At 63.5% G+C, this 21,164-nt stretch carries 15 protein-coding genes; 9 read left to right on the top strand and 6 right to left on the bottom strand.

Annotated features, from left to right (window positions below; translation table 11 throughout):
* Nucleotides 1-358: 358 nt before the first annotated feature.
* From L630_RS0108825 to L630_RS0108810, 4 genes are all read left to right on the top strand, one after another.
* Nucleotides 359-1,390 (top strand): amino acid ABC transporter substrate-binding protein, encoded by a 1,032-nt coding sequence (locus L630_RS0108825; protein ID WP_024847896.1) that lies wholly within the window; start codon nucleotides 359-361, stop codon nucleotides 1,388-1,390.
* 158 nt (nucleotides 1,391-1,548) lie between these two features.
* Nucleotides 1,549-2,739, top strand: a complete 1,191-nt coding sequence (locus tag L630_RS0108820) for an amino acid ABC transporter permease (RefSeq protein ID WP_024847895.1) — start codon at nucleotides 1,549-1,551, stop codon at nucleotides 2,737-2,739.
* A 1-nt stretch (nucleotide 2,740) separates the two neighbouring features.
* A complete protein-coding gene (locus L630_RS0108815; protein ID WP_024847894.1) occupies nucleotides 2,741-3,898 on the top strand; it encodes an amino acid ABC transporter permease in 1,158 nt (385 codons plus the stop codon).
* A gap of 57 nt (nucleotides 3,899-3,955) precedes the next feature.
* Nucleotides 3,956-4,759 (top strand): amino acid ABC transporter ATP-binding protein, encoded by an 804-nt coding sequence (locus tag L630_RS0108810; RefSeq protein ID WP_024847893.1) that lies wholly within the window; start codon nucleotides 3,956-3,958, stop codon nucleotides 4,757-4,759.
* A gap of 82 nt (nucleotides 4,760-4,841) precedes the next feature.
* On the opposite strand, the gene L630_RS0108805 is transcribed toward L630_RS0108810, so the two are convergent.
* Both L630_RS0108805 and L630_RS0108800 read right to left on the bottom strand, forming a co-directional pair.
* Nucleotides 4,842-6,023, bottom strand: coding sequence for an FAD-dependent oxidoreductase (locus L630_RS0108805; protein ID WP_024847892.1), 1,182 nt, complete (start codon nucleotides 6,021-6,023; stop codon nucleotides 4,842-4,844).
* Between the two features lie 10 nt (nucleotides 6,024-6,033).
* Nucleotides 6,034-6,279 carry a zinc-finger domain-containing protein gene (locus tag L630_RS0108800; protein ID WP_024847891.1) on the bottom strand — a complete coding sequence of 82 codons (246 nt, stop codon included), beginning with the start codon at nucleotides 6,277-6,279 and terminating at the stop codon, nucleotides 6,034-6,036.
* 156 nt (nucleotides 6,280-6,435) lie between these two features.
* Here L630_RS0108800 and L630_RS0108795 point away from each other — a divergent pair, with 156 nt between their 5' ends.
* Both L630_RS0108795 and ppx read left to right on the top strand, forming a co-directional pair.
* Nucleotides 6,436-8,646 (top strand): RNA degradosome polyphosphate kinase, encoded by a 2,211-nt coding sequence (locus L630_RS0108795; RefSeq protein ID WP_024847890.1) that lies wholly within the window; start codon nucleotides 6,436-6,438, stop codon nucleotides 8,644-8,646.
* Nucleotides 8,643-10,160 (top strand): exopolyphosphatase, encoded by a 1,518-nt coding sequence (gene ppx, locus L630_RS0108790; RefSeq protein ID WP_024847889.1) that lies wholly within the window; start codon nucleotides 8,643-8,645, stop codon nucleotides 10,158-10,160. The genes L630_RS0108795 and ppx overlap by 4 nt, the downstream gene beginning before the upstream one ends.
* 45 nt (nucleotides 10,161-10,205) lie before the next feature.
* Here the strand turns inward: ppx and rnd are convergent, their stop codons facing one another.
* Nucleotides 10,206-11,360 (bottom strand): ribonuclease D, encoded by a 1,155-nt coding sequence (gene rnd, locus L630_RS0108785; RefSeq protein ID WP_024847888.1) that lies wholly within the window; start codon nucleotides 11,358-11,360, stop codon nucleotides 10,206-10,208.
* A gap of 75 nt (nucleotides 11,361-11,435) precedes the next feature.
* Complete coding sequence (locus L630_RS0108780) at nucleotides 11,436-12,710, bottom strand: MFS transporter (RefSeq protein WP_024847887.1); 1,275 nt, start codon at nucleotides 12,708-12,710, stop codon at nucleotides 11,436-11,438.
* A gap of 285 nt (nucleotides 12,711-12,995) precedes the next feature.
* On the opposite strand from L630_RS0108780, the gene aspS reads away from it, so the two are divergent.
* On the top strand, nucleotides 12,996-14,786 hold the full coding sequence (gene aspS / locus L630_RS0108775; RefSeq protein WP_024847886.1) for an aspartate--tRNA ligase: 1,791 nt from the start codon (nucleotides 12,996-12,998) through the stop codon (nucleotides 14,784-14,786).
* Between the two features lie 107 nt (nucleotides 14,787-14,893).
* Here aspS and L630_RS0108770 read toward each other — a convergent pair whose 3' ends face one another.
* On the bottom strand, nucleotides 14,894-16,078 hold the full coding sequence (locus L630_RS0108770; protein WP_024847885.1) for a hypothetical protein: 1,185 nt from the start codon (nucleotides 16,076-16,078) through the stop codon (nucleotides 14,894-14,896).
* A gap of 207 nt (nucleotides 16,079-16,285) precedes the next feature.
* Here L630_RS0108770 and parC point away from each other — a divergent pair, with 207 nt between their 5' ends.
* Together parC and L630_RS0108760 are read left to right on the top strand one after the other, a co-directional pair.
* Nucleotides 16,286-18,568, top strand: coding sequence for a DNA topoisomerase IV subunit A (parC, locus tag L630_RS0108765; RefSeq protein ID WP_024847884.1), 2,283 nt, complete (start codon nucleotides 16,286-16,288; stop codon nucleotides 18,566-18,568).
* A gap of 147 nt (nucleotides 18,569-18,715) precedes the next feature.
* A complete protein-coding gene (locus tag L630_RS0108760; protein WP_024847883.1) occupies nucleotides 18,716-20,233 on the top strand; it encodes an ATP-binding protein in 1,518 nt (505 codons plus the stop codon).
* On the opposite strand, the gene L630_RS21220 is transcribed toward L630_RS0108760, so the two are convergent.
* On the bottom strand, nucleotides 20,234-21,115 hold the full coding sequence (locus L630_RS21220; protein ID WP_245263691.1) for a DMT family transporter: 882 nt from the start codon (nucleotides 21,113-21,115) through the stop codon (nucleotides 20,234-20,236).
* Between the last annotated feature and the right edge of the window lie 49 nt (nucleotides 21,116-21,164).

The raw sequence follows: 21,164 nt of genomic DNA, 5'->3' as shown, positions 1-21,164 counted from the left end.
GCAGACCAACGCAGCGGCCCCGTAAAAATTGGGCCAGAGTGCCGAGTGGCGCTCCTGACGAACCATGTAAGTTTTTCCGGATAATTGGCCGGAAAACTACATTTTTTTTGCTCACTCATTGGCTCTACATGCACGAAAGATGGTGTGAGGTGCATCAATTTTGGGCAATTCTTCCCGCTGTTTCATTCGCACTTGACCGATGGTCAATAATCGCTTTCGATGGCCGCGTAATGGGAGGCGGGACGACAGGGCCTCAAGCTCTCAGGCGACCTCAGGCTGTTGACAGGGCTGCCACTGCTTCCGCAGGAACCACAAGGGGACACGCACCCCGACAAAAATTAGAAAAGGGTATGTGGGCATGAAAAAGTTTGTGACCGGAATTCTCGGATCGGCTGCGATGGTGCTGATGTCGGCTGCGGCCGGGTCGGCGGCGACGCTCGACGACGTGAAGGCCAAGGGGTTTGTCCAGTGCGGCGTCCACACCGGCCTTGCCGGTTTTGCTGCCCCCGACGATCAGGGCAACTGGAAGGGCTTCGACTCGGACTTCTGCAAGGCCGTTGCTGCCGCCGTCTTCGGGGATCCGGAGAAGGTGAAGTTCACCACGACCAACGCGACCGAGCGGTTCACCGCGCTGCAGTCGGGTGAAATCGACCTGCTCGCGCGCAACACGACCTGGACGCTGAGCCGCGACACGTCGCTCGGCTTCAACTTCACTGGCGTCAACTACTATGACGGCCAGGGCTTCATGATCAACGCGGCGAAGCTCCCGGGCATCAACTCCGCGCTGCAGCTTTCGGGCGCCGCGATCTGCGTGCAGACCGGCACGACGACCGAGCTCAACCTCGCCGACTACTTCCGTGCCAACAACATGGAATACAACCCGGTCGTGTTCCAGGGCTTCGACGAGACCAATGCCGCTTATGAGGCTGGTCGCTGCGACGCCTACACCACCGACCAGTCCGGTCTGTATGCGCTCCGTCTGACGCTCGCCAACCCGGATGAGCACGTGGTTCTTCCGGAGATCATCTCCAAGGAGCCGCTCGGCCCGCTCGTCCGCCAGGGTGACGACCAGTGGTTCGACATCGTCAAGTGGACTCTCTTTGCGCTGATCCAGGCCGAGGAACTCGGCATCACCCAGGCCAACGTCGAGGAAATGAAGGGCTCCGACAATCCGGAGATCAAGCGCATCCTCGGCCAGGAGCCGGAATCCAAGATTGGCGCGATGCTCGGCCTCGAAAACGACTGGGTCGTGAAAGTGGTCGCCGGCGTCGGCAACTATGGCGAGATGTTCGAGCGTAACATCGGCCAGGAGAGCCCACTCAAGATCGCCCGCGGCCTGAACCAACTCTGGACCAAGGGCGGCCTGCAGTACGCTCCGCCGCTCCGCTAAGAAATTTGCTCCGGCTGCCGGCAACCCCGGCAGCCGCTTTTCTTGGTGCCCGGTGCATATGCACGCCTTGATCTTTGCGAGGTGAGTACCGGCTCTGGAAATTATCGGGAATGACGGAGACGCTACGTACGTCCCCGCACCGAACCAAGGGGAACCACATGGCATCGACTGAGGTGCTGCGCGCTGACACGTCAGCACGCGTCTCGTGGAAGAACGATCCGCGGATTCGCGGGATCATCTTCCAGGTACTTGTCGTGGTCATTCTGGCCGCGGCGGTCTACTGGATTTGGGGAAATACGGTAGACAATCTCCGCCGAGCGAACATTTCGTCCGGCTTTGGCTTCCTTGATCGCCGTAGCGGTTTTGACGTCTCGCAGTCACTGATCCAGTACACGGCGGACTCATCCTTCCGCAGCGCGCTGATCGTTGGCCTGCTGAACACGATCCTTGTCGCCGTTTGCGGCATCATCACCGCAACCATCATCGGCTTTCTTGTCGGCGTCGGCCGGCTGTCGGGCAACTGGCTCATCGCCAAGATCTGCACCGTCTATGTCGAGGTGTTCCGCAACATCCCGCCGCTGCTCGTCATCTTTTTCTGGTATCTCGGTGTGCTGTCGGTGCTGCCCGGGCCGCGCGATAGTCTTGAGCTGCCATTCTCGTCCTATCTCAACAACCGTGGCTTCTTCCTGCCGAAGGCCATCTGGGAAGAGAGTGCGTGGCTCATTCCGGCCGCACTCGTCGTCGGCATCGTCGTCGCCTTCATCCTCAACCGCTGGGCCTACCGGCGGCAGATGCAGACGGGCCAGCCGTTTCCGCGGCTTGCAACATCGCTCGGCCTCATCATCGGCCTGCCGCTGCTGGTGACGTTGCTGCTCGGCATCCCGGTCAGTTTTGAGTTCCCGCAGAAGGGCACCTTCAACCTCAGCGGCGGCTTCCAGGTGAAGCCCGAGTTCCTGTCGCTGTACCTGGCGCTGTCCTTCTACACCGCCTCGTTCATTGCCGAGATCGTGCGTGCCGGCATCCTCGGCGTCAATCGCGGGCAGACGGAAGCCTCCTATGCGTTGGGTCTGCGTTCCGGCCTGACGCTCAGGCTGGTGGTGATCCCGCAGGCGATGCGCATCATCATCCCGCCGCTTACCAGCCAGTATCTCAATCTGACAAAGAACTCGTCGCTCGCCGTCTTCGTCGGCTACCCAGACCTCGTGCAGATCGGCCAGACGACGATGAATCAGACCGGCCAGGCGATCGAGGTCGTGGCCATCTGGATGGTCATCTATCTCGGGCTCAGCCTGTCGACCGCAGCCTTCATGAACTGGTTCAACGCCAAGATGGCGCTGGTGGAGAGATAAGATGACGAGCGCTGATCTTTCCTACGTCCGCACCGAAATGCTGGGGCCGCAGCCGGCCCCCTCGCGGGCCCGCGGTTTTGGCGCCTGGCTGCGCGCCAACCTGTTTGCGTCGCCGATGGACACGGTACTCACGCTGCTGGGCCTGTTCCTGATCGTCTGGTTCGTGCCGAATATGCTGCGCTGGGCGTTCATCGATGCCGTATGGTCGGGACCCGACCGTACCGTCTGCGCCACGGTCTCACAGGGCGGCGTCCAGCCGGACGGCTGGTCCGGTGCGTGCTGGGCGTTCGTCAACGCGAAGTTCGCCCAGTTCATGTACGGCCGCTACACCTACAGCGAGCGCTGGCGCGTCGATCTCACCGCGATCATGTTCGTGCTGCTGCTGGTGCCGCTGCTGATCCCGCGCGTACCCTACAAGGCCCTCAACGCGCTGCTGCTGTTTGTCGTCTTCCCGATCGTCGCCTTCTTCCTGCTGGTCGGCGGCTATTTCGGCCTGCGCTATGTGCCGACCTCGGAATGGGGCGGGCTGCTGGTGACGATCGTGCTGTCGGTCGTCGGCATTGCAGTGTCGCTCCCGCTTGGCATCGTGCTGGCGCTGGGACGACGATCCAAGATGCCGGCGATCAAGATGATCTGCGTCATCTTCATTGAGTTGGTGCGCGGCGTGCCGCTGGTGACCGTGCTGTTCATGGCATCGGTGATGCTGCCGTTGTTCATGCCGGCGGGCATGACCTTCGACCGGTTCCTGCGCGCTCTGGTGGGTGTCGCCCTGTTTGCGTCAGCCTACATGGCGGAGGTGGTGCGCGGCGGCCTGCAGGCGATCCCGAAAGGGCAGTACGAGGGCGCGGATTCGCTCGGCCTCAGCTACTGGCAGAAGATGTGCCTGATCATCCTGCCGCAGGCGCTGAAACTGGTCATCCCCGGCATCGTCAACAGCTTCATCAGCCTCTTCAAGGACACGAGCCTGGTCTACATCATCGGCATGTTTGATCTTCTGGGCATCGTGCGCCAGAACTTCACCGACGCCGCCTGGGCATCCCCGCAAACGCCGATGTCGGGGCTGATCTTCGCCGGCGCCGTCTTCTGGATCTTCTGTTTCGGCATGTCCCGCTACTCGATCTGGATGGAGCGGCGGCTTGACACCGGATACCGTCGATGAACACGACCTCCCGTAACAAACACAAGACAAGGCCGAAGAGCCACAGGGGAACAGAAAATGGCCACTGAAAACGCTGTTGCCGCGAACGAGATCGCCGTCGACCGCTCCAAGATGAAGGTGTCGGACACGGACGTCGCCATCGAAATCATCGGCATGCACAAGTGGTACGGTGACTTCCACGTACTCAAGGACATCAACCTCAAGGTGATGCGCGGCGAGCGCATCGTCGTGGCCGGCCCGTCGGGCTCCGGCAAGTCGACGATGATCCGCTGCATCAACCGCCTTGAGGAGCACCAGAAGGGCAAGATCATCGTCGACGGCATCGAGCTCACCAACGATCTCAAGAAGATCGACGAGGTGCGGCGCGAGGTCGGCATGGTCTTCCAGCACTTCAACCTCTTCCCGCATCTGACGATCCTGGAAAACTGCACCCTGGCGCCGATTTGGGTACGCAAGATGCCGAAGAAGCAGGCCGAGGAAATCGCGATGCATTTCCTCACCCGCGTCAAAATCCCGGAGCAGGCGCACAAATATCCGGGCCAGCTGTCGGGCGGCCAGCAGCAGCGCGTGGCGATCGCTCGCTCGCTCTGCATGAACCCACGTATCATGCTGTTCGACGAGCCGACCTCGGCGCTCGACCCGGAGATGATCAAGGAAGTGCTGGAGACGATGGTCAGCCTCGCCGAGGAAGGCATGACAATGATCTGTGTGACCCACGAGATGGGTTTCGCCCGTCAGGTCGCCAACCGCGTCATCTTCATGGACCAGGGTCAGATCGTCGAGCAGAACACGCCGGCCGAGTTCTTCGACAATCCGCGTCACGAACGCACCAAGCTGTTCCTGTCGCAGATCCTGCACTGACAATCGTTTGAAGGCGGACGAACGGAAACCTTCCCGTCTTCGTTTCATCAGGCGGTCCTGACCCAGACGGGCAGGGCCGCTCTTAGTGCTGGGTGTAGCCGTAGAGCCAGTCGAAGCCGGTGGCGAGCTGCTGCGGAGTGCGCCGCGAAAGCACGATGTCGCGGCCGAGCGCGATTGGCCCGGAGGCATGCCACGCGAAGCGGTTGAACCTGCCGCGGCTGGCAACTCGGCGCAGGCGCGGCTTGCGTTGCGCCTCATAGGCGGTGAGCGCAGCGGCGATGTCCGGATGCGCCTTCAGCTGGTCGGCAAGCGCCTGCGCGTCCTCGATGGCCATGGCTGCCCCCTGCGCTGCATAGGGGCTGACGGCGTGAGCTGCGTCGCCGATCAGTGCCACCTTGCCTGCAAAGGTCCACGGCGTTGCTGGAGGCACCTCGTGGATCGGCCAGGTGGTCCAGCGCTGTGCCTGTCGGACCAAAACGAGCAGAGCGGGATCGGCGCCCGCCATCGCCACTTCAAGGCGTGCGGAGGTGGAGTCGTTCGACCACGACATCGCCTCAGCGAGGCCCGGCGTGACAGCGACCAGATTGATCTCCTTGCCGGCGCGGATCGGGTAGGCGACCAGATGGAAGTTGCGGTGGAGGAAGGTCGTAACGCGGTCGATGGGCACGAGCTTGCCGCCATCGCCCACCGTGGTGCGCCAGGCGATGTAGCCGGTGTAGAAGCTGCCGATGCCCTTGCCGAACAGGCCGCGCACCGTCGACCAGACGCCATCGGCGCCGACGACGAGGTCGCTGGTAGCTTCAAAATGGTGATCCGCTCCGGCGATGGTGAGAGAACAGTTCCCCTTGGCGGTCGAGACACGCTCGACGCGCGCGCCGGTCACCACAGTGATCGACGGATTCTCCAACGCGGCCGCGAGCAGCGCCTTCTGCAGGTCAGCGCGATGGATGGTGAGGTATGGAGCGCCCCAGCGGTCCAGGGCGAACTGGCCAAGCTCTACCGAGGAGAGCAGCCGGAGGCTGTCAGCCCGGCGGATAGCAATTTCGCTCGGGCGGACGGCATGCGGGAGAAGACGGTCGAGAACGCCAAGCTCACGCAGGATGCGGGTGGCATTGGGAGACAGCTGCAGTCCAGCGCCGACTTCCTGCAGTTGCGGGGCGCGCTCATAGATCGTGACCTTGTAGCCAGCCCGAGCCATCGCGAGCGCACAGGTGAGGCCGGCGATGCCGGCTCCTGCTATCGCGATTTGCCCCGCTTCGGGCATCTTCTATCGGTCAGGCTGCGTTGGGGTGGTAAAGAGCGCCGGCCGGGTTGGTCTCGTCAGCCTTAAGCTTCGGATCGTAGCGGTACAGCGTCGAGCAGTACGGGCAGATCTTTTCGGACTCGTCGCCCATGTCGAGGAAGATGTGCGGGTGGTCGAAGGGCGGGTTAGCCCCAACGCACATGAACTCCTTCACCCCAATCGCGATCGCGGGATGACCTGCGTCGTTCTGGAAATGCGGTACCGCGTGGCCAGCCATGAGATGCTCCCGGATTCCTATGCCGATTGCGCCTGCGAGAGCGTTTGCCGCATAAACGTGGTCTTTGCAAGTTGATGATATCAAACTGTCGCAAATGCCTGCCAGAAGCTAAGCTGGCAGCATGCCGTTTGCCTGCGGCAGGGGAAAAACAGGACAATGAACGAGCTCAAGCCCGCGACAAGTGAATTCACTGGCGAGATACAGGCCCTGTCGGCGTCGCCCGACGGCAACCCTGATCGTTTCGTCAATCGTGAATTCTCGTGGCTGCAGTTCAACCGGCGCGTACTGAGCGAGGCGGAGAACCCGAATCATCCGCTCCTTGAGCGTGTCCGCTTCCTGTCGATCTCCGCCGATAACCTCGACGAGTTCTTCATGGTGCGCGTGGCGGGCCTTGCCGGCCAGGTCCGGCAGGGCATCGCCATCAAGAGCCCGGACGGGCGCACGCCGGAGCAGCAGCTGGAACTGCTGCTTTTCGAGGTCGCGAGGCTGCAGGAGGACCAGCAGCGCGCCTATGCCCATCTGACCGAGCTGCTGCGGCAGGAGGGGATCGAGGTCATCCGCGCCGAAAATCTCGAGCGCGAAGAGCTGGAGTGGCTCGACGCCCATTTCATGGAAGCGATCTTCCCGGTGCTCACGCCGCTGTCGATCGACCCGGCGCATCCATTCCCGTTCATTCCGAACCTGGGCTTCTCGATCGCATTGCAGCTGCGCCACCTGCGCAACCGCGAGCAGATGACGGCGCTGCTGCGTCTTCCCACGGCACTGCGTCGCTATATCCTCATTCCGGGCAACGGCTCGTGCGTCCGCTTCATCAAGTTGGAAGAGGTGGTCGCGCTCTTCATCGGCAAGCTGTTCCCCGGCTACGAGGTCGAGGGATCGGGCACGTTCCGCATCATCCGTGACTCGGATATCGAAGTCGAGGAAGAGGCCGAGGACCTGGTGCGCCTGTTCGAGAGTGCGCTGAAGCGCCGCCGGCGCGGCCAGGTGATCCGCATCGAGTTCGACGACAAGATGCCCGGGGCGCTGCGCGAATTCGTGGCGACCGAGCTTGAGGTGCCGGCGTCGCGCATTTCGATTTTGCAGCGGCCACTTGCGGTCAATCAGGTCTCTGAACTGGTTTCGCTGCCGCGCGATGAGCTGAAGTTCACGCCCTACAATCCGCGCTTCCCCGAGCGCATCCGCGAACACGGCGGCGACTGTTTCTCGGCGATCCGTGAGAAGGACATCATCGTCCACCACCCCTACGAGTCGTTCGACGCCGTGGTGCAATTCCTGCGCCAGGCTGCCTTTGATCCCGACGTGGTCGCGATCAAGCAAACGCTGTACCGCACCTCGAACGACAGCCCGATCGTGCGCGCGCTGATCGAGGCTGCGGAGTCGGGCAAGTCGGTGACGGCCCTGGTCGAGCTCAAGGCCCGCTTCGACGAGGAAGCCAACATTCGCTGGGCGAGGGACCTGGAGCGCGCCGGCGTGCAGGTCGTGTTCGGCTTCCTGGAACTGAAGACCCACGCCAAGATGTCGCTGGTGGTGCGCCGCGAGGACGGCAAGCTGCGCAACTACGTCCACCTCGGCACCGGCAACTACCATCCGATCACCGCGCGTATCTATACGGACCTGTCGTTCTTCACCTCGGACTCGGTGATCGCCCGCGACGTCGCCCAGATCTTCAACTTCATCACCGGCTATGCTGAGCCTACCGGCGAGATGCGGCTGGCGATCTCACCCTTTGGCCTGCGCAGCCGCATTCTTAAGCACATCGAAGATGAAGTTCGCTTCGTACAGGAGGGTAAGCCCGGCCAGATCTGGATGAAGATGAACTCGCTGGTCGACCCGATCGTCATCGACGCGCTCTACGAAGCAAGCCGCGCCGGGGTCGAAATCGACCTCGTGGTGCGCGGCATCTGCTGCCTGCGGCCGCAGGTGCCGGGCCTTTCGGAAAACATCCGCGTGAAATCGATCGTCGGCCGCTTCCTCGAGCACAGCCGCATCTACTGCTTCGGCAACGGCAGCGGGCTGCCGTCGGACGAGGCCATCGTCTACATCGGCTCGGCCGACATGATGCCGCGCAATCTCGATCGCCGCGTCGAGACGCTGGTCCCAATCACGAATCCGACCGTCCACGAGCAGGTGCTTGGCCAGATCATGCTGGGCAATATTATGGACAACCAGCAAAGTTTCGAGGTACTGGCGGACGGGACCTCGCGGCGGATCGTGCCCGAGGAAGGCGAAGAGCCTTTCAACGCGCAGGAGTATTTCATGACCAATCCGAGCCTTTCGGGTCGTGGTGATGCCCTGAAATCTCATGCGCCACAGCGCATCGCGCAGTACAAGCGCCGCAAGAAAGCCAGCGTGGCAACCTCAGCATGATCTCTGTATCGCAGGGCCGGCTTCCAGATCGCCGGCCTTTGTCCATCGTGGACATTGGATCGAACTCGATCCGCCTCGTCATCTACGAGGGGACCGCCCGATCCCCGACCATCTTGTTCAACGAGAAGATGCTGGCGGGCCTCGGCCGCGGAATCTACTCCACCGGCAAGCTCGACCCGAAGGCGGTCGATATGGCGCTGGAAGAGTTCCGACGCTTTCGGGCGCTGTCAGAGCAGGCCGGGGCGCAATCGCTGCACGTGATCGCGACGGCGGCGGCGCGCGAGGCCGAGAATGGCCCCGACTTCATCCGCCGCGCCGAGGACGTGTTTCGCGTACCGATCCGTGTCCTCACCGGCCGCGAGGAGGCAACCTACGCCGGCCTCGGCATCATCTCTGCCTTCCATGATCCCGATGGCATCTCTGGTGACCTCGGCGGCGGCAGCCTCGAGCTGGTCGACATCAAGGGCGAGGAGATCGGGGAGGGCATCACGCTGCCACTCGGCGGCCTGCGGCTGCAAGAAATGGCGAAGGGCTCGACTTCGCGGGCGATGAGCATCGCCCGTACTGAATTGAAGCGTGCGAGCTTCCTGGAAGAGGGCAAGGGCCGCACCTTCTACTGCGTTGGCGGCACCTGGCGAAACCTTGCTCGCCTGCACATGACCTCGCAGGGCTACCCGCTCGACGTGATGCACCATTACGAGTTCGAGCTGGACAAGCTGGGAAGCTTCCTGCGTCAGGTGATCGACGGTGACATCTCGCGCATGAAGGGCGTCGAGCGCATCTCGAAGTCGCGCCGCGCGCTGTTGCCCTATGGCGCGGCCGTGCTGCGTGAAATCGTCCAGGCGATGAAGCCTGGCAAGGTGGTGGTGTCAGCGCTCGGCGTGCGCGAAGGCTATCTTTATTCGCTGCTCGACGAGCAGCAGAAGCGGCAGGACCCGCTGATTTCCGCCGCAGAGGAACTCGCCATCCTGCGTGCGCGCTCGGTTACGCACTGCCGCGAGCTGGAGGCCTGGACCGGCGAGGCCTTTGAGGCCTTCGGCATCGAGGAGACGGTGGAGGAAGCGCGCTACCGCCGCGCCGCCTGTCTGCTCACCGATATCGGCTGGCGCGCTCACCCCGACTATCGCGGCACGCAGTCGCTCAATATCATCGCCCACGGCTCGTTCATCGGCGTCGATCACCCGGGCCGCGCCTTCATCGCGCTGACCAGCCTGTTCCGCCACGAGGGCATCTACGAAGATGACGTCTCGCCGGTGATGCGTTCGCTTGCCGGGCCGCTCTATCTCGAACGCGCCCGCATCCTCGGCGCACTGCTGCGCGTCGTCTACCTGTTCTCGGCCTCGATGCCCGGCATCATCCCAAAGCTCAAGTGGCGGAAGGGCGAGGGCCGGAAGCTGTCACTGGTCATCCCGAAGAGCCACGCCGACCTGATGGGCGAGCGGCCCGACAAGCGCATGGCCCTGCTCGGCAAGGTGCTGAACCGTCCAATGGATATCGTCGTCGCCGACGACTGAGGCAGTTGCTCAACGATGGAACGAAATAAGCCGGCAACTGCCGGCTTATTTCGTGTCGAAGACGGTGATTTTCCGCTTCTCGAATTTGAGGGCGATTTCGCCGCGCACCAGCGCCAGCGCCCGCTCGCCAAACACCTCACGGCGCCAGCCGTGCATGGCGGGAACGTCCGCGTTTTCGCCCGATGCTGCGATCTTCTCGACGTCGTCGGAAGAGGCCAGCACCTTCGGCGCGACGCCCTGCTGCTCGGCGACGATCTTGAGCAGGACCTTCAGTAGCTCGGCGGCAGCGCTCGTGCCTTCGGCCTGCTGCACCTGCTTGGGCAGCTTCGGCAGCTGATCCTTCGGAATTTCCAGCGCCTTGTTGACAGCTGCCAACACGCCTGCGGCGGTGGAGGAACGCTCCCATCCCTTCGGCGTGGTGCGGAGGCGGGCAAGCGCGGCGGCATCACGCGGCGCCTGCTGGGCGATCTCGAAGATCGCGTCGTCCTTCAACACGCGCCCGCGCGGCACGTTGCGCTCGCGCGCCTCGTATTCGCGCCAGGTGGCGACGGCCTGCATGATCGCCAGCTCCTGCGGCTTGCGCACGCGCATCTTCAGGCGCTTCCATGCATCTTCAGGATCGGGATCGTAGGTCTCGGGCGAGGTGAGGACGCTCATCTCCTCGTTGAGCCAGTGCGCGCGGTTCTCGCGCTCCAGCTCGTCCTTGAGATGGCGGTAGACGTCGATGAGGTGGGTGACGTCCGCCAGCGCATATTCGAGCTGCTTGTCCGACAGCGGCCTGTGGCGCCAGTCGGTAAAGCGCGAGGTCTTGTCGATCCGCGCGCCGGTGACCTTCTGCACAAGCTGATCGTAGGAGACGCTGTCACCAAAGCCACAAACCGCCGCCGCAACCTGCGTGTCGAACATCGGCGTCGGGATGATCTTGCCGAGATGGTAGATGATCTCGACGTCCTGGCGCGCGGCGTGGAACACCTTGAGGATGCGCTCGTCCGTCATCAGGCGGAAGAAGGGCGCAAGGTCGAGCCCGGGCGCGAGCGGATCGACGAGGGCAGTCACGCCCGGCGCGGCCATCTGGATGAGGCAGAGTTCAGCCCAGAACGTCGTCTCGCGAATGAACTCGGTATCGACGGTGACGAAATCGGAGCGCGACAGCTCCCCGATGACGGATTCCAGTTCTTCTTGGCGGGTGATGAGGTGCATCAGGCTCGAAAATCTTGGTTTTCTGTCTCCATTCCAGTCATGGAGGTTCACGTCAAGTGTTGAGCCGCGCTCTGCCTATCTTTCCCCTTCTTCTGCACGGTCTTGTGTTCGCGGGTGAGGGCGTTCCTTGCGTGCCTGCCACTGGGCGAGGCGTGCAAACAGCGTCGAGGTGCGAAGCAGGGCGGTGAATCGGCCGCGCTCGCTGTCGTCGGCTGGACCGCGCACCGCCATACGCCAGATCGTGATGACGAGGAACACGACGTAGACACCGGCCGAGAAGTGGAACAGCGCGTGCGGCCCAAAGCGCTCCATCCCAGCGGCTGCCGTGAACGGACCGACGATTGCGCCGACGGAATAGAAGAGCATGAGTGCCGCATTTAGCATGACGAACTCGTGCGGCCCAGCGCGGTCGTTGGCATGCGCGGCCGACAGCGAGTAGAGCGGCATCGCAAAGCAGCCGAACACGAAAACGATGGAGAAGTTGAGCAGTCGGTTGTCGCCGGCAAGCAGCCCGATCGCCAGCGCCGAGGCAAGCGCGAGTGCGGTTGTGACCAGGATCACCTTGCGCCGGTCATAGCGGTCCGAAGCATAACCCAGCGGGTACTGAACCAGCGCGCCGCCGATGATCGACATGCTGACGAAGGTCGCGACGTCCGCGACCGACATGCCGATGTCCTGCGCATAGATGGGCGAGAGCGTGCGGAAGGCGCTGTTGGTCATACCGACGGCGATGCAGCCGATGGCCGCGAGCGGCGAGATCGCCCAGGCGCGCCTGAGGTTGAGCTTGATGTCAGGCGGAGCGGCCGGGTTGGAACGGTCGCCGAGCGACACCGGGACCAGCGACAGCGTGATCATGATCGCCATGACGGCGAAGATCGAGAACCCTCCGGCGCCAAAGAGGGGGATCAGGAACTGCGCGCCGGTAACTGAGCCGAGGTCGACGATGCGGTAGACGGCAAGCACCCGCGCGCGGTCTGAATTGGCGACGCCGGAGTTGAGCCACGCTTCGATGACGGTGAAGAGGCCGGCAAAGCAGAAGCCGGAGACGAAGCGCGCGCCTACCCAGGTAAAGACGTCGACCGAGATCACCATTACGAGCGTTGCACTGGCTGCGATGGCGGCCAGCGCAGCGAAGCAGCGGATATGCCCGACGGAACGGATCATCCGCACGATGTCGAGGCAGCCGATCAGGAAGCCGGTGAAGTAGGCCGTGCCCATGAAGCCGATGGCTGCGGGGGAAAAGCCCTCCTGAACGCCGCGCACTGCAATCAGCGTTCCCTGCAGGCCGTTGCCGCCGAGCAGGATACCCGCAGCGAGGAGAATCGGGACCAGAGGTCCGAGGCTTTTCATGTGCCGCCACCGGATCGGAAGGATAGGCTTACCCTAGGTACGACGGCGCGCGAATCCTTGCCAATGTCAGGTCGTGGCGGTTGCTGGTCCAGCAGCATCCGTGCCGCATTCCGCCGGGACAAAATTCTTTTCGACGACACTGCAGAATTGTCGCGGATCTGTCCGGGCAGCCTTGCAAAACGCACGCTATCCTTGACAAATCCGGCCTCTCATGCGCTCTACCGCGCAAAAGAAGCGCCGGAGTCCCGCGCCGGCCGCCAATTAAATCCGGAATCTCACATGACCCTGCATCGTTACCGCAGCCACACCTGCGCCCAGTTGACCAAAGCCGATGTCGGCCAGACCGTCCGTCTCTCGGGCTGGGTCCACCGCGTGCGTGACCATGGCGGCCTGCTCTTCATCGACCTGCGCGACCACTATGGCCTGACACAGATTGTCGCCGACCCGGACTCGCCTGCGTTCAAGACCGCTGAGACCGTTCGCGGCGAGTGGGTGATCCGCGTCGATGGCGAGGTTAAGGCGCGCACACCGGACACGGTCAACCCGAATCTTTCCACCGGCGAGATCGAAGTCTTCGCCCAGGAAATGGAAGTCCTGTCGTCCGCTAAGGAGCTGCCGCTCCCGGTTTTCGGCGAGCCGGAATATCCGGAGGACATCCGCCTCAAGTACCGCTTCCTCGACCTGCGCCGCGACACGCTGCACAAGAACATCGTCAAGCGCACAAAGATCATCTCCGCGATGCGCACTGGCATGGCCGCCGCCGGCTTTGCCGAGTACTCGACGCCGATCCTGACGGCCTCGTCGCCGGAAGGCGCGCGCGACTTCCTCGTGCCGAGCCGCATCCATCCGGGCAAGTTCTTCGCGCTCCCGCAGGCGCCGCAGCAGTACAAGCAGCTGCTGATGGTCGCCGGCTTCGACCGCTACTTCCAGATCGCGCCGTGCTTCCGTGATGAAGACCCGCGCGCCGACCGCCTGCCGGGCGAGTTCTACCAGCTCGACGTCGAGATGAGCTTCGTTACCCAGGAAGACATCTGGGCGACGATGGAGCCGATCATGACGTCGGTGTTCGAGCAGTTCGCCGACGGCAAGCCGGTCACGAAGAACTGGCCGCGCATTCCGTACGATGTCGCGATGCGCAAGTACGGCACCGACAAGCCGGACCTGCGCAACCCGATCGTCATGGAAGAGGTGTCCGACCATTTCCGCGGCTCAGGCTTCAAGGTGTTCGCGAACATCCTCGCCAACGACCCGAAGGCGGAAGTCTGGGCGATCCCGGCCAAGACCGGTGGCTCGCGCGCCTTCTGCGACCGCATGAACTCGTGGGCGCAGAGCGAAGGCCAGCCGGGCCTCGGCTACATCTTCTGGCGCAAGGAAGGCGACAAGCTCGAGGGCGCAGGCCCGATCGCCAAGAACATCGGCGAGGAGCGTACCGAAGCCGTCCGCCAGCAGCTCGGCCTCGATGACGGCGACGCCTGCTTCTTCGTCGCGGGCGATCCGAAGAAGTTCGCCTCGTTCGCTGGTGCTGCCCGCACCCGTGCTGGCGAGGAGCTGAACCTTGTCGACCGCGACCGCTTCGAGCTCTGCTGGATCGTCGACTTCCCGTTCTACGAGTGGAACGAGGACGAGAAGAAGATCGACTTCGCCCACAACCCGTTCTCCATGCCGCAGGGCGGCATCGAGGCGTTTGACAGCGCCGATCCGCTGACGCTCAAGGCATACCAGTACGACGCGGTCTGCAACGGCTTCGAAATCGCCTCGGGCTCGATCCGTAACCAGTCGCCGGAACTGATGGTGAAGGCGTTCGAGAAGGTCGGCCTGTCGAAGGAAGACGTCGAGGAGCGTTTCGGTGGCCTCTACCGCGCATTCCAGTACGGCGCTCCTCCGCACGGCGGCTGCGCTTTCGGCATCGACCGCGTGGTCATGCTGCTGGTTGGCGCGAAGAACCTGCGCGAAATCTCGCTGTTCCCGATGAACCAGCAGGCACAGGACCTGCTGATGAACGCTCCGTCCGAGGCAACCCCGCAGCAGCTGCGAGAGCTGTCGCTGCGCGTCGTAGCTCCGAAGAAGGAAGACTGATCTGAGACGCCGGCGGCGCGGCCGCCGGCTTCTTGCTCCATCCGGAGTGAGGTCAAAAGAAAAGGCCCGGGGTTTGCCGGGCCTTTTTGCTGTTGTCGTATCCGCGATTAGTCGTTCGCGGTCACCTTGACGTTGAGCGTCTTGATCAGGCCCTGCGGGGTGCTCATGCCTTCTGCCATGATGAGGGCGAAGGGAACGTCGTTCGCTGGCTTCGCGGTGATGCGGATGACCTTCGGGTTGTCGAGGAAGGCCGACACCGCCTGCGTGGTAGAGGCGGTGAAGTCGGAATCGCCGAGCTGGGACACGGCAAACGGCACCGCGCCCTTTGCGATGGCGGCCACGTCGGTCTTGCTCATGCCCTGCATCTGGGCGACGAGCTCCAGCACCTTGCTGGTGAGCGAGTCGTCAGTGAAGGAGATCTCGGCACTGCGGAAGCTCATCTGCTGCATCAGGCCAAGTGCTGCCATGCCCTGAGCCGTGCTGTCGGCTTCCGGATCGTCGGCCATCTGCTGCTGAATCTCGCGCAGCGAGGCGATCAGCTCGCGGGTATAGCCGCCGAGGGTGAAGGACATGCCCAGCGTGCCGGCATCATTGATGGTGATGTTGGTCTCGGTCAGCTCGAAATCGCCGTCCTGCGGGTTCCACTTGCCGCTTGATTTGATGCTGCCGCTGATCTGCTGGTAGCCTAGGGCCTCGATGATCGGCCATTGCTCGTTATCCTTGGCGAGCGAAAGATCGACGAAGAATTTCTCGACCGACCCGGTATAGGAGATCGGCGCGCCGGAGACCGGCGGCGTGATCGTGATCTGCGAGTTCGTCATCGACGCAACGTCAACACCGTCGACGCTGATGCGGGCTTCATCGACATGCGCGTTCTCGTAGAAGATGAAGCCGCCGTAATTGTCGCGCACGTCGTCGTTCGGCATCAGCACATTGTTCATGCCGATGCCGCTGACGGCCGCATAGAAGCCGTCCTCGCCCTCAACCTCGAAGTCGTCCATGGTGATGGAGCGGACGCGATAGCCTTCCGGATCATCCGAGATGTCCTCGAAGGCAATGTTCGAAACCTCGAAATCCTCGCCTGCCGAGGTGACAGTGACGTTCTCGAGGACGGCGTCGTCACCGCTGATGGCGGCGTTTTCCCACTCGATCGCCATGCCCTGTTCTTCCCACAGGGCCTTGAAGCGCTCGAGGGCTGCGTTGACGTCCTGCGCCTGGGCCGCGCTCAGCGGCGCTGCGACAACTGCTGCCGACAGCAGCAGGAAACGGATATGGCGGCGGCAGTTGTTCATGAAGTCCCCCTGATGGTGGTTTGGTTCTCTGGTGCGCAGGCCTGCACGGGTGCGGATGAGCACGCATACCGGCGTGCAGGATTGTCGCAAAGTGGATCAATGGCAATCGGGATCTGAATGGATAATGAACGGTGAATAAATTGCGCCGTTCGCCGCGTCTTGCCTGTTGCACTTGCCGCGAATCACCCAGTCAGTTAACCCCACTGCATGGGAAACAGCTTAGTTCCGCCCGGTTCGGGCGGGGATGATCACATCGAGCCGGTCGACCTGAAGCAGGCGCTCGAGGAGCGGTACCTTGCCTATGCGCTGTCGACCATCATGCACCGCGCCCTTCCGGACGTCCGCGACGGGCTGAAGCCTGTCCATAGGCGCATCATGCACGCCATGCGGCTGCTGCGCCTCAACCCGGACCAGGCATTCGCCAAGTGCGCACGCATCGTCGGCGAGGTGATGGGTAAATTCCATCCGCACGGCGACCAGTCGATCTACGACGCGCTGGTGCGCCTCGCGCAGTCCTTCTCCATGCGCTATCCGCTGGTGGACGGGCAGGGCAACTTCGGCAACATCGACGGCGATAGCGCCGCGGCGATGCGTTACACCGAAGCCCGCATGACCGAGGTGGCGACCGAGCTGCTTGCTGGCATCACTGAGGACGCTGTCGACTTCCGCCCGACCTACAACGAGGAAGACGAGGAACCGGTTGTCCTGCCGGGCGCCTTCCCGAACCTGCTTGCCAACGGCTCGTCGGGCATCGCGGTCGGCATGGCGACGTCGATCCCGCCGCACAACGTGGCAGAGCTCTGCAAGGCGGCGCTGTACCTGATCGACAATCCCGACGCCGAGGTCGAGGACCTGATGACGCGGGTCCCGCACGAGGACCCGGACGAGAATATGGTGCGCGGGCCGGACTTCCCGACCGGCGGCGTCATTGTTGACTCCTTCGAGACGATGCTGGAGGCCTACAAGACCGGCCGTGGCTCGTTCCGCGTCCGCTCGAAGTGGGCGGTGGAAGACCAGGGCCGCGGCACCTACCAGATCGTCGTCACCGAAATCCCGTACGGCGTTCAGAAGTCGCGCCTGATCGAGAAGATCGCCGAGCTGCTGTTGGCGCGTCGCCTGCCGCTGCTGGAAGACATCCGCGACGAGAGTGCCGAGGACATCCGCGTCGTCCTGGTGCCCAAGAGCAGGACGGTCGATCCGGCGCTGCTGATGGAGTCGCTGTTCAAGCTCACCGAGCTTGAGGTGCGCTTCCCGCTCAACATGAACGTGCTGTCGCGCGGCAAGGTGCCGGGCGTGCTGTCGCTCAAGCAGGTGCTGCGCGAGTGGCTCGATCACCGCAAGGAAGTGCTGATCCGTCGCTCCAACCACCGGCTGGACGAGATTGTGCGCCGGCTGGAAATCCTCGGCGGCCTGCTGATCGCGTACCTGAACCTCGATGAAGTGATCAGGATCATCCGCGAGGAGGATGAACCGAAGCCTGTGATGATGGCCCGTTGGGACCTCACCGACCTTCAGGCCGAGTCGATCCTCAACATGCGGCTGCGTTCGTTGCGCAAGCTGGAAGAATTCGAGATCCGCAAGGAGTTCGATGCGCTCTCCGAGGAAAAAGCGCAGATCGAGGCGCTGCTCAACTCCGACCAGAAGCAGTGGAAGACGATCCGCTGGGAAGTCGAGCGCCTGCGCGACCGCTTCAGCTCCTCGACCGAGCTTGGCCGCCGTCGTACGCAGTTTGCGGATGCGCCGGAACACGACATTGAGGACATCCAGCAGGCGATGATCGAGCGCGAGCCGATCACTGTCGTGGTGTCGGAAAAGGGCTGGCTGAGGGCGCTGAAGGGCCACCTGTCGGACTACTCGACCCTGAGCTTCAAGGAAGGCGATGCCCTCAAGCTCGCCTTCCACGCGCAGACCACCGACAAGATCCTGTTCCTGACCACGGGCGGCAAGTTCTTCACCATCGGCGCCGACAGGCTGCCGGGCGGCCGCGGCCATGGCGAGCCGATCCGCATCATGGTGGACATGGAGAATGACCAGGCGATCGTCACCGCCTTCGTGCACGATCCGTCGCGCAAGCTGCTCTTGTCGTCCTATGTCGGCAACGGCTTCCTCGTTCCGGAGACGGAGGTTGTCGCCAACACCCGCAAGGGGCGCCAGGTCATGAACGTCAAGGCGCCGGACGAGGCGAAGTTTTGCCTGCCAGTCGGGGGCGACCACGTCGCGATCGTCGGCGAGAACCGCAAGCTGCTTGTCTTCCCGCTGTCGGAAGTGCCCGAGATGGGCCGCGGCAAGGGCGTGCGCCTGCAGAAGTACAAGGACGGCGGCGTCTGCGACATCAAGACCTTCAACCTTGCCGACGGGCTCACCTGGCAGGATTCCGCCGAGCGCACCTTCACGCGCACCAAGGAAGAGCTCGTCGAGTGGATGGGCGCGCGTGCCTCCGCCGGACGCATGGTGCCTAAGGGCTTCCCGCGCACCGGCAAGTTCGGCTGATCTTCAATCGGTCGCCAGCAAAGAACGGGCGCCTCGCGATCCTCGCGAGGCGTGGTGGCCGCTCTCTTGTGAATTGCGGCTCGCAGGCGACACATCGGGCGGCAGTGATGCTATGCCTGTCGCTGCGCAACGAACGGAGATTTCTGGATGACTGTCGGCATCGATCTCGGTAAGGGTGCGGGTAGCGCGTCCGTCAAGGTCGATCTTGAGGAGCTGCTTGCAACTCGCTTGCTGGTGCAGGGCAATTCCGGTTCCGGCAAGTCGCACCTCCTGCGCCGTCTTCTGGAGCAATCCGCACCCTGGGTGCAGCAATGCGTGATCGACCCGGAGGGTGACTTCGTCACGCTTGCGGACAAGTACGGCCATCTGGTCGTTGATGCGCAGCGCACCGAGCAGGAACTGACCCGCATCGCAGGCCGCATCCGCCAGCATCGAGTCTCCGCCGTGCTCAACCTCGAAGGCCTCGACGCCGAGCAGCAGATGCGGGCGGCGGCAGCCTTCCTTGGCGGCATGTTCGATGCCGAGCGCGAGTACTGGTATCCGGTGCTGGTCGTCGTCGATGAGGCACAGCTGTTCGCGCCGGCCGCCGCAGGTGAGGTTTCGGATGAAGCGCGAAAACTCTCGCTTGGCGCGATGACTAACCTGATGTGCCGCGGCCGCAAGCGCGGCCTTGCGGGCGTCATCGCCACGCAGCGCCTTGCCAAGCTCGCCAAGAACGTGGCGGCGGAAGCCTCCAACTTCCTGATGGGCCGCACCTTCCTCGACATCGACATGGCGCGTGCCGCCGACCTCCTTGGCATGGACAAGCGTCAGGCCGAGCAGTTCCGGGATCTTGAGCGCGGCCGCTTTGTCGGCCTTGGCCCAGCGATTTCGCGCCGCCCGCTTCCGATCGCTATCGGGCCGGTCGAAACCTCGGCACGCTCGGTCAGCCCCAAGCTGATGCCGCTGCCGGAAACGGCGCCCGAAGACGCGGCAGAGCTGATCTTCAAGATCGACCCGGAAGAGGAGCGCCGCATCGTCCGCCGCCCGCCGCCTCCGCCGCCGGCACCGACCGCTGAGATCCTTGAGCGGCTGACCCGTCAGCGCGCCGAACCAATGGCTGCCCCCGAGCCGCCGCCGAGCCTGTTCCCGGAGATCGACGAGGCCGAGCGCGAAGCGGCCCTTGCCGCCGTGCTGCGGGAGATCGTGGACGATCCGGACGCCGGCTTCCGCTCGGTTGCCGTTCTCTACCAAGACTTCATCGTCCGCTGCCGCATCCACCGGGTGCCGGGGCAGGTGCCCGACCTCAACAACTTCAAGCGGCGCCTCGCCATTGCCCGCGCCGGCGTCGACAACAAGACGGCTGAAGGCGAGGAGTGGAAGCAGGCCGAAGCGATGGCCGACACGCTGACCGATGACATCCGCGGCGTATTCCTTGTCGTCGCGCAGGCTGCGCTTTCCAAGGCGCCGTGCCCGTCCGACGCGACGCTGGCACGCGTCTACGGAACGCGCTCCCCGTCGCGCGCCCGTCGTCTGCTGACCTATTTCGAAGAGAGGGGGCTTCTGGTCCTGCGCACCGATTTCCACGGCATGCGCATTGCCGTCTTCCCTGAGCTTGGGGCGGAGACCGCGCCGGGCGATCCTAACGCGCCCGACGAGATGGAAGGCCGCGACGCCGCCGAGTGATCAGGCGGTCACGCGCCGGCGCCGGCTCTGGTTCAGCTGCCACAGCGAATGGCAGAGCAAGGCGCCGATCAGGATCGCGCCGCCGATCAGGCTCTGGTCCGACGGCACTTCGTTGAATATGAGCCATACCCAGATCGGCGCCAGCACCGTTTCCAGCAGATAGAACATCGCGACTTCCGGGCCGCTGATGTATTTCGGGCCCGTCGCCAGCAGGAAGAAGGCGATCGGGATCACGATCAGGCCGTCGAGGATGATCCACCAGGGGGCCTGGATGTTGAGGCCCTGGCTTGCCACCACAGAACCGCCGATGAGGATCGGCACGACGACGGCAATCAGCGGCGTAAAGCCCATATCGCGGCCGCTGGCGCGGGAGATGACGATCGCGGAGGCGATCGCCAGCGCCGCGAAGAGTGCGAGCATGTCGCCGAACCAGCCGCCGGAGCTGAGGCCGTCCTGTACGATCAGGCCGATCGCAACGATCATCACGGTGATGGCAGCCAGCGTCTGCGGCCGGGGTACCTCGCGCAGGAACAGCCATGACAGGATGGTCGAGAACACCGTGCTGAAGGCGACGCAGAACACGAGGTTCGCGGTCGATGTGTAGAACACTGCGCTCATGAAGCAGAGGGAGGTGACCCCGTAGCAGGCGGCAACCGCCAGGCCCGCCTTACCGGGGATCAGCGGCGGCACGTTGCGCGAAACCGCGCGCCAGGCAAGCCAAGCAACCAGCGCCGCAACCAAAGTGGAAACGCCGCGCAGGAGCAGGATCGACCAGACGTCACCTTGGGAGAGCTTGATCAGCGGGATGTCGAGCGTGAGCGCCAGGCCGCCAATGGCTGTCAGCAGCAGGCCCTTGGTGTGCGGCGACATCTTTTCGGACATAAAGCAACTCCTGCGCCGTTGGCGCGAACTCGCGGAAATGTTTCAGGAA

Origin of the sequence: Aminobacter sp. J41, assembly GCF_000526635.1 — a bacterium.
In the GTDB taxonomy this organism is placed as follows: Bacteria; Pseudomonadota; Alphaproteobacteria; order Rhizobiales; family Rhizobiaceae; genus Aerobium.
Note: the sequence above shows the minus strand (reverse complement) of the source record. Positions and strands in the feature narration are given on the sequence as shown.

Excerpts from the sequence above, each read along its gene's own strand:
- L630_RS0108815 (WP_024847894.1), top strand. The coding sequence starts at position 2,741 with ATGACGAGCGCTGATCTTTCCTACGTCCGCACCGAAATGCTGGGGCCG.
- L630_RS0108770 (WP_024847885.1), bottom strand. The coding sequence starts at position 16,078 with ATGAACAACTGCCGCCGCCATATCCGTTTCCTGCTGCTGTCGGCAGCA.
- parC (WP_024847884.1), top strand. The coding sequence starts at position 16,286 with ATGGGAAACAGCTTAGTTCCGCCCGGTTCGGGCGGGGATGATCACATC.
- L630_RS0108760 (WP_024847883.1), top strand. The coding sequence starts at position 18,716 with ATGACTGTCGGCATCGATCTCGGTAAGGGTGCGGGTAGCGCGTCCGTC.
- L630_RS21220 (WP_245263691.1), bottom strand. The coding sequence starts at position 21,115 with ATGTCCGAAAAGATGTCGCCGCACACCAAGGGCCTGCTGCTGACAGCC.
- L630_RS0108800 (WP_024847891.1), bottom strand. The coding sequence starts at position 6,279 with ATGGCTGGCCACGCGGTACCGCATTTCCAGAACGACGCAGGTCATCCC.
- L630_RS0108780 (WP_024847887.1), bottom strand. The coding sequence starts at position 12,710 with ATGAAAAGCCTCGGACCTCTGGTCCCGATTCTCCTCGCTGCGGGTATC.
- L630_RS0108805 (WP_024847892.1), bottom strand. The coding sequence starts at position 6,023 with ATGCCCGAAGCGGGGCAAATCGCGATAGCAGGAGCCGGCATCGCCGGC.
- L630_RS0108795 (WP_024847890.1), top strand. The coding sequence starts at position 6,436 with ATGAACGAGCTCAAGCCCGCGACAAGTGAATTCACTGGCGAGATACAG.
- L630_RS0108810 (WP_024847893.1), top strand. The coding sequence starts at position 3,956 with ATGGCCACTGAAAACGCTGTTGCCGCGAACGAGATCGCCGTCGACCGC.
- ppx (WP_024847889.1), top strand. The coding sequence starts at position 8,643 with ATGATCTCTGTATCGCAGGGCCGGCTTCCAGATCGCCGGCCTTTGTCC.
- rnd (WP_024847888.1), bottom strand. The coding sequence starts at position 11,360 with ATGCACCTCATCACCCGCCAAGAAGAACTGGAATCCGTCATCGGGGAG.
- L630_RS0108825 (WP_024847896.1), top strand. The coding sequence starts at position 359 with ATGAAAAAGTTTGTGACCGGAATTCTCGGATCGGCTGCGATGGTGCTG.
- L630_RS0108820 (WP_024847895.1), top strand. The coding sequence starts at position 1,549 with ATGGCATCGACTGAGGTGCTGCGCGCTGACACGTCAGCACGCGTCTCG.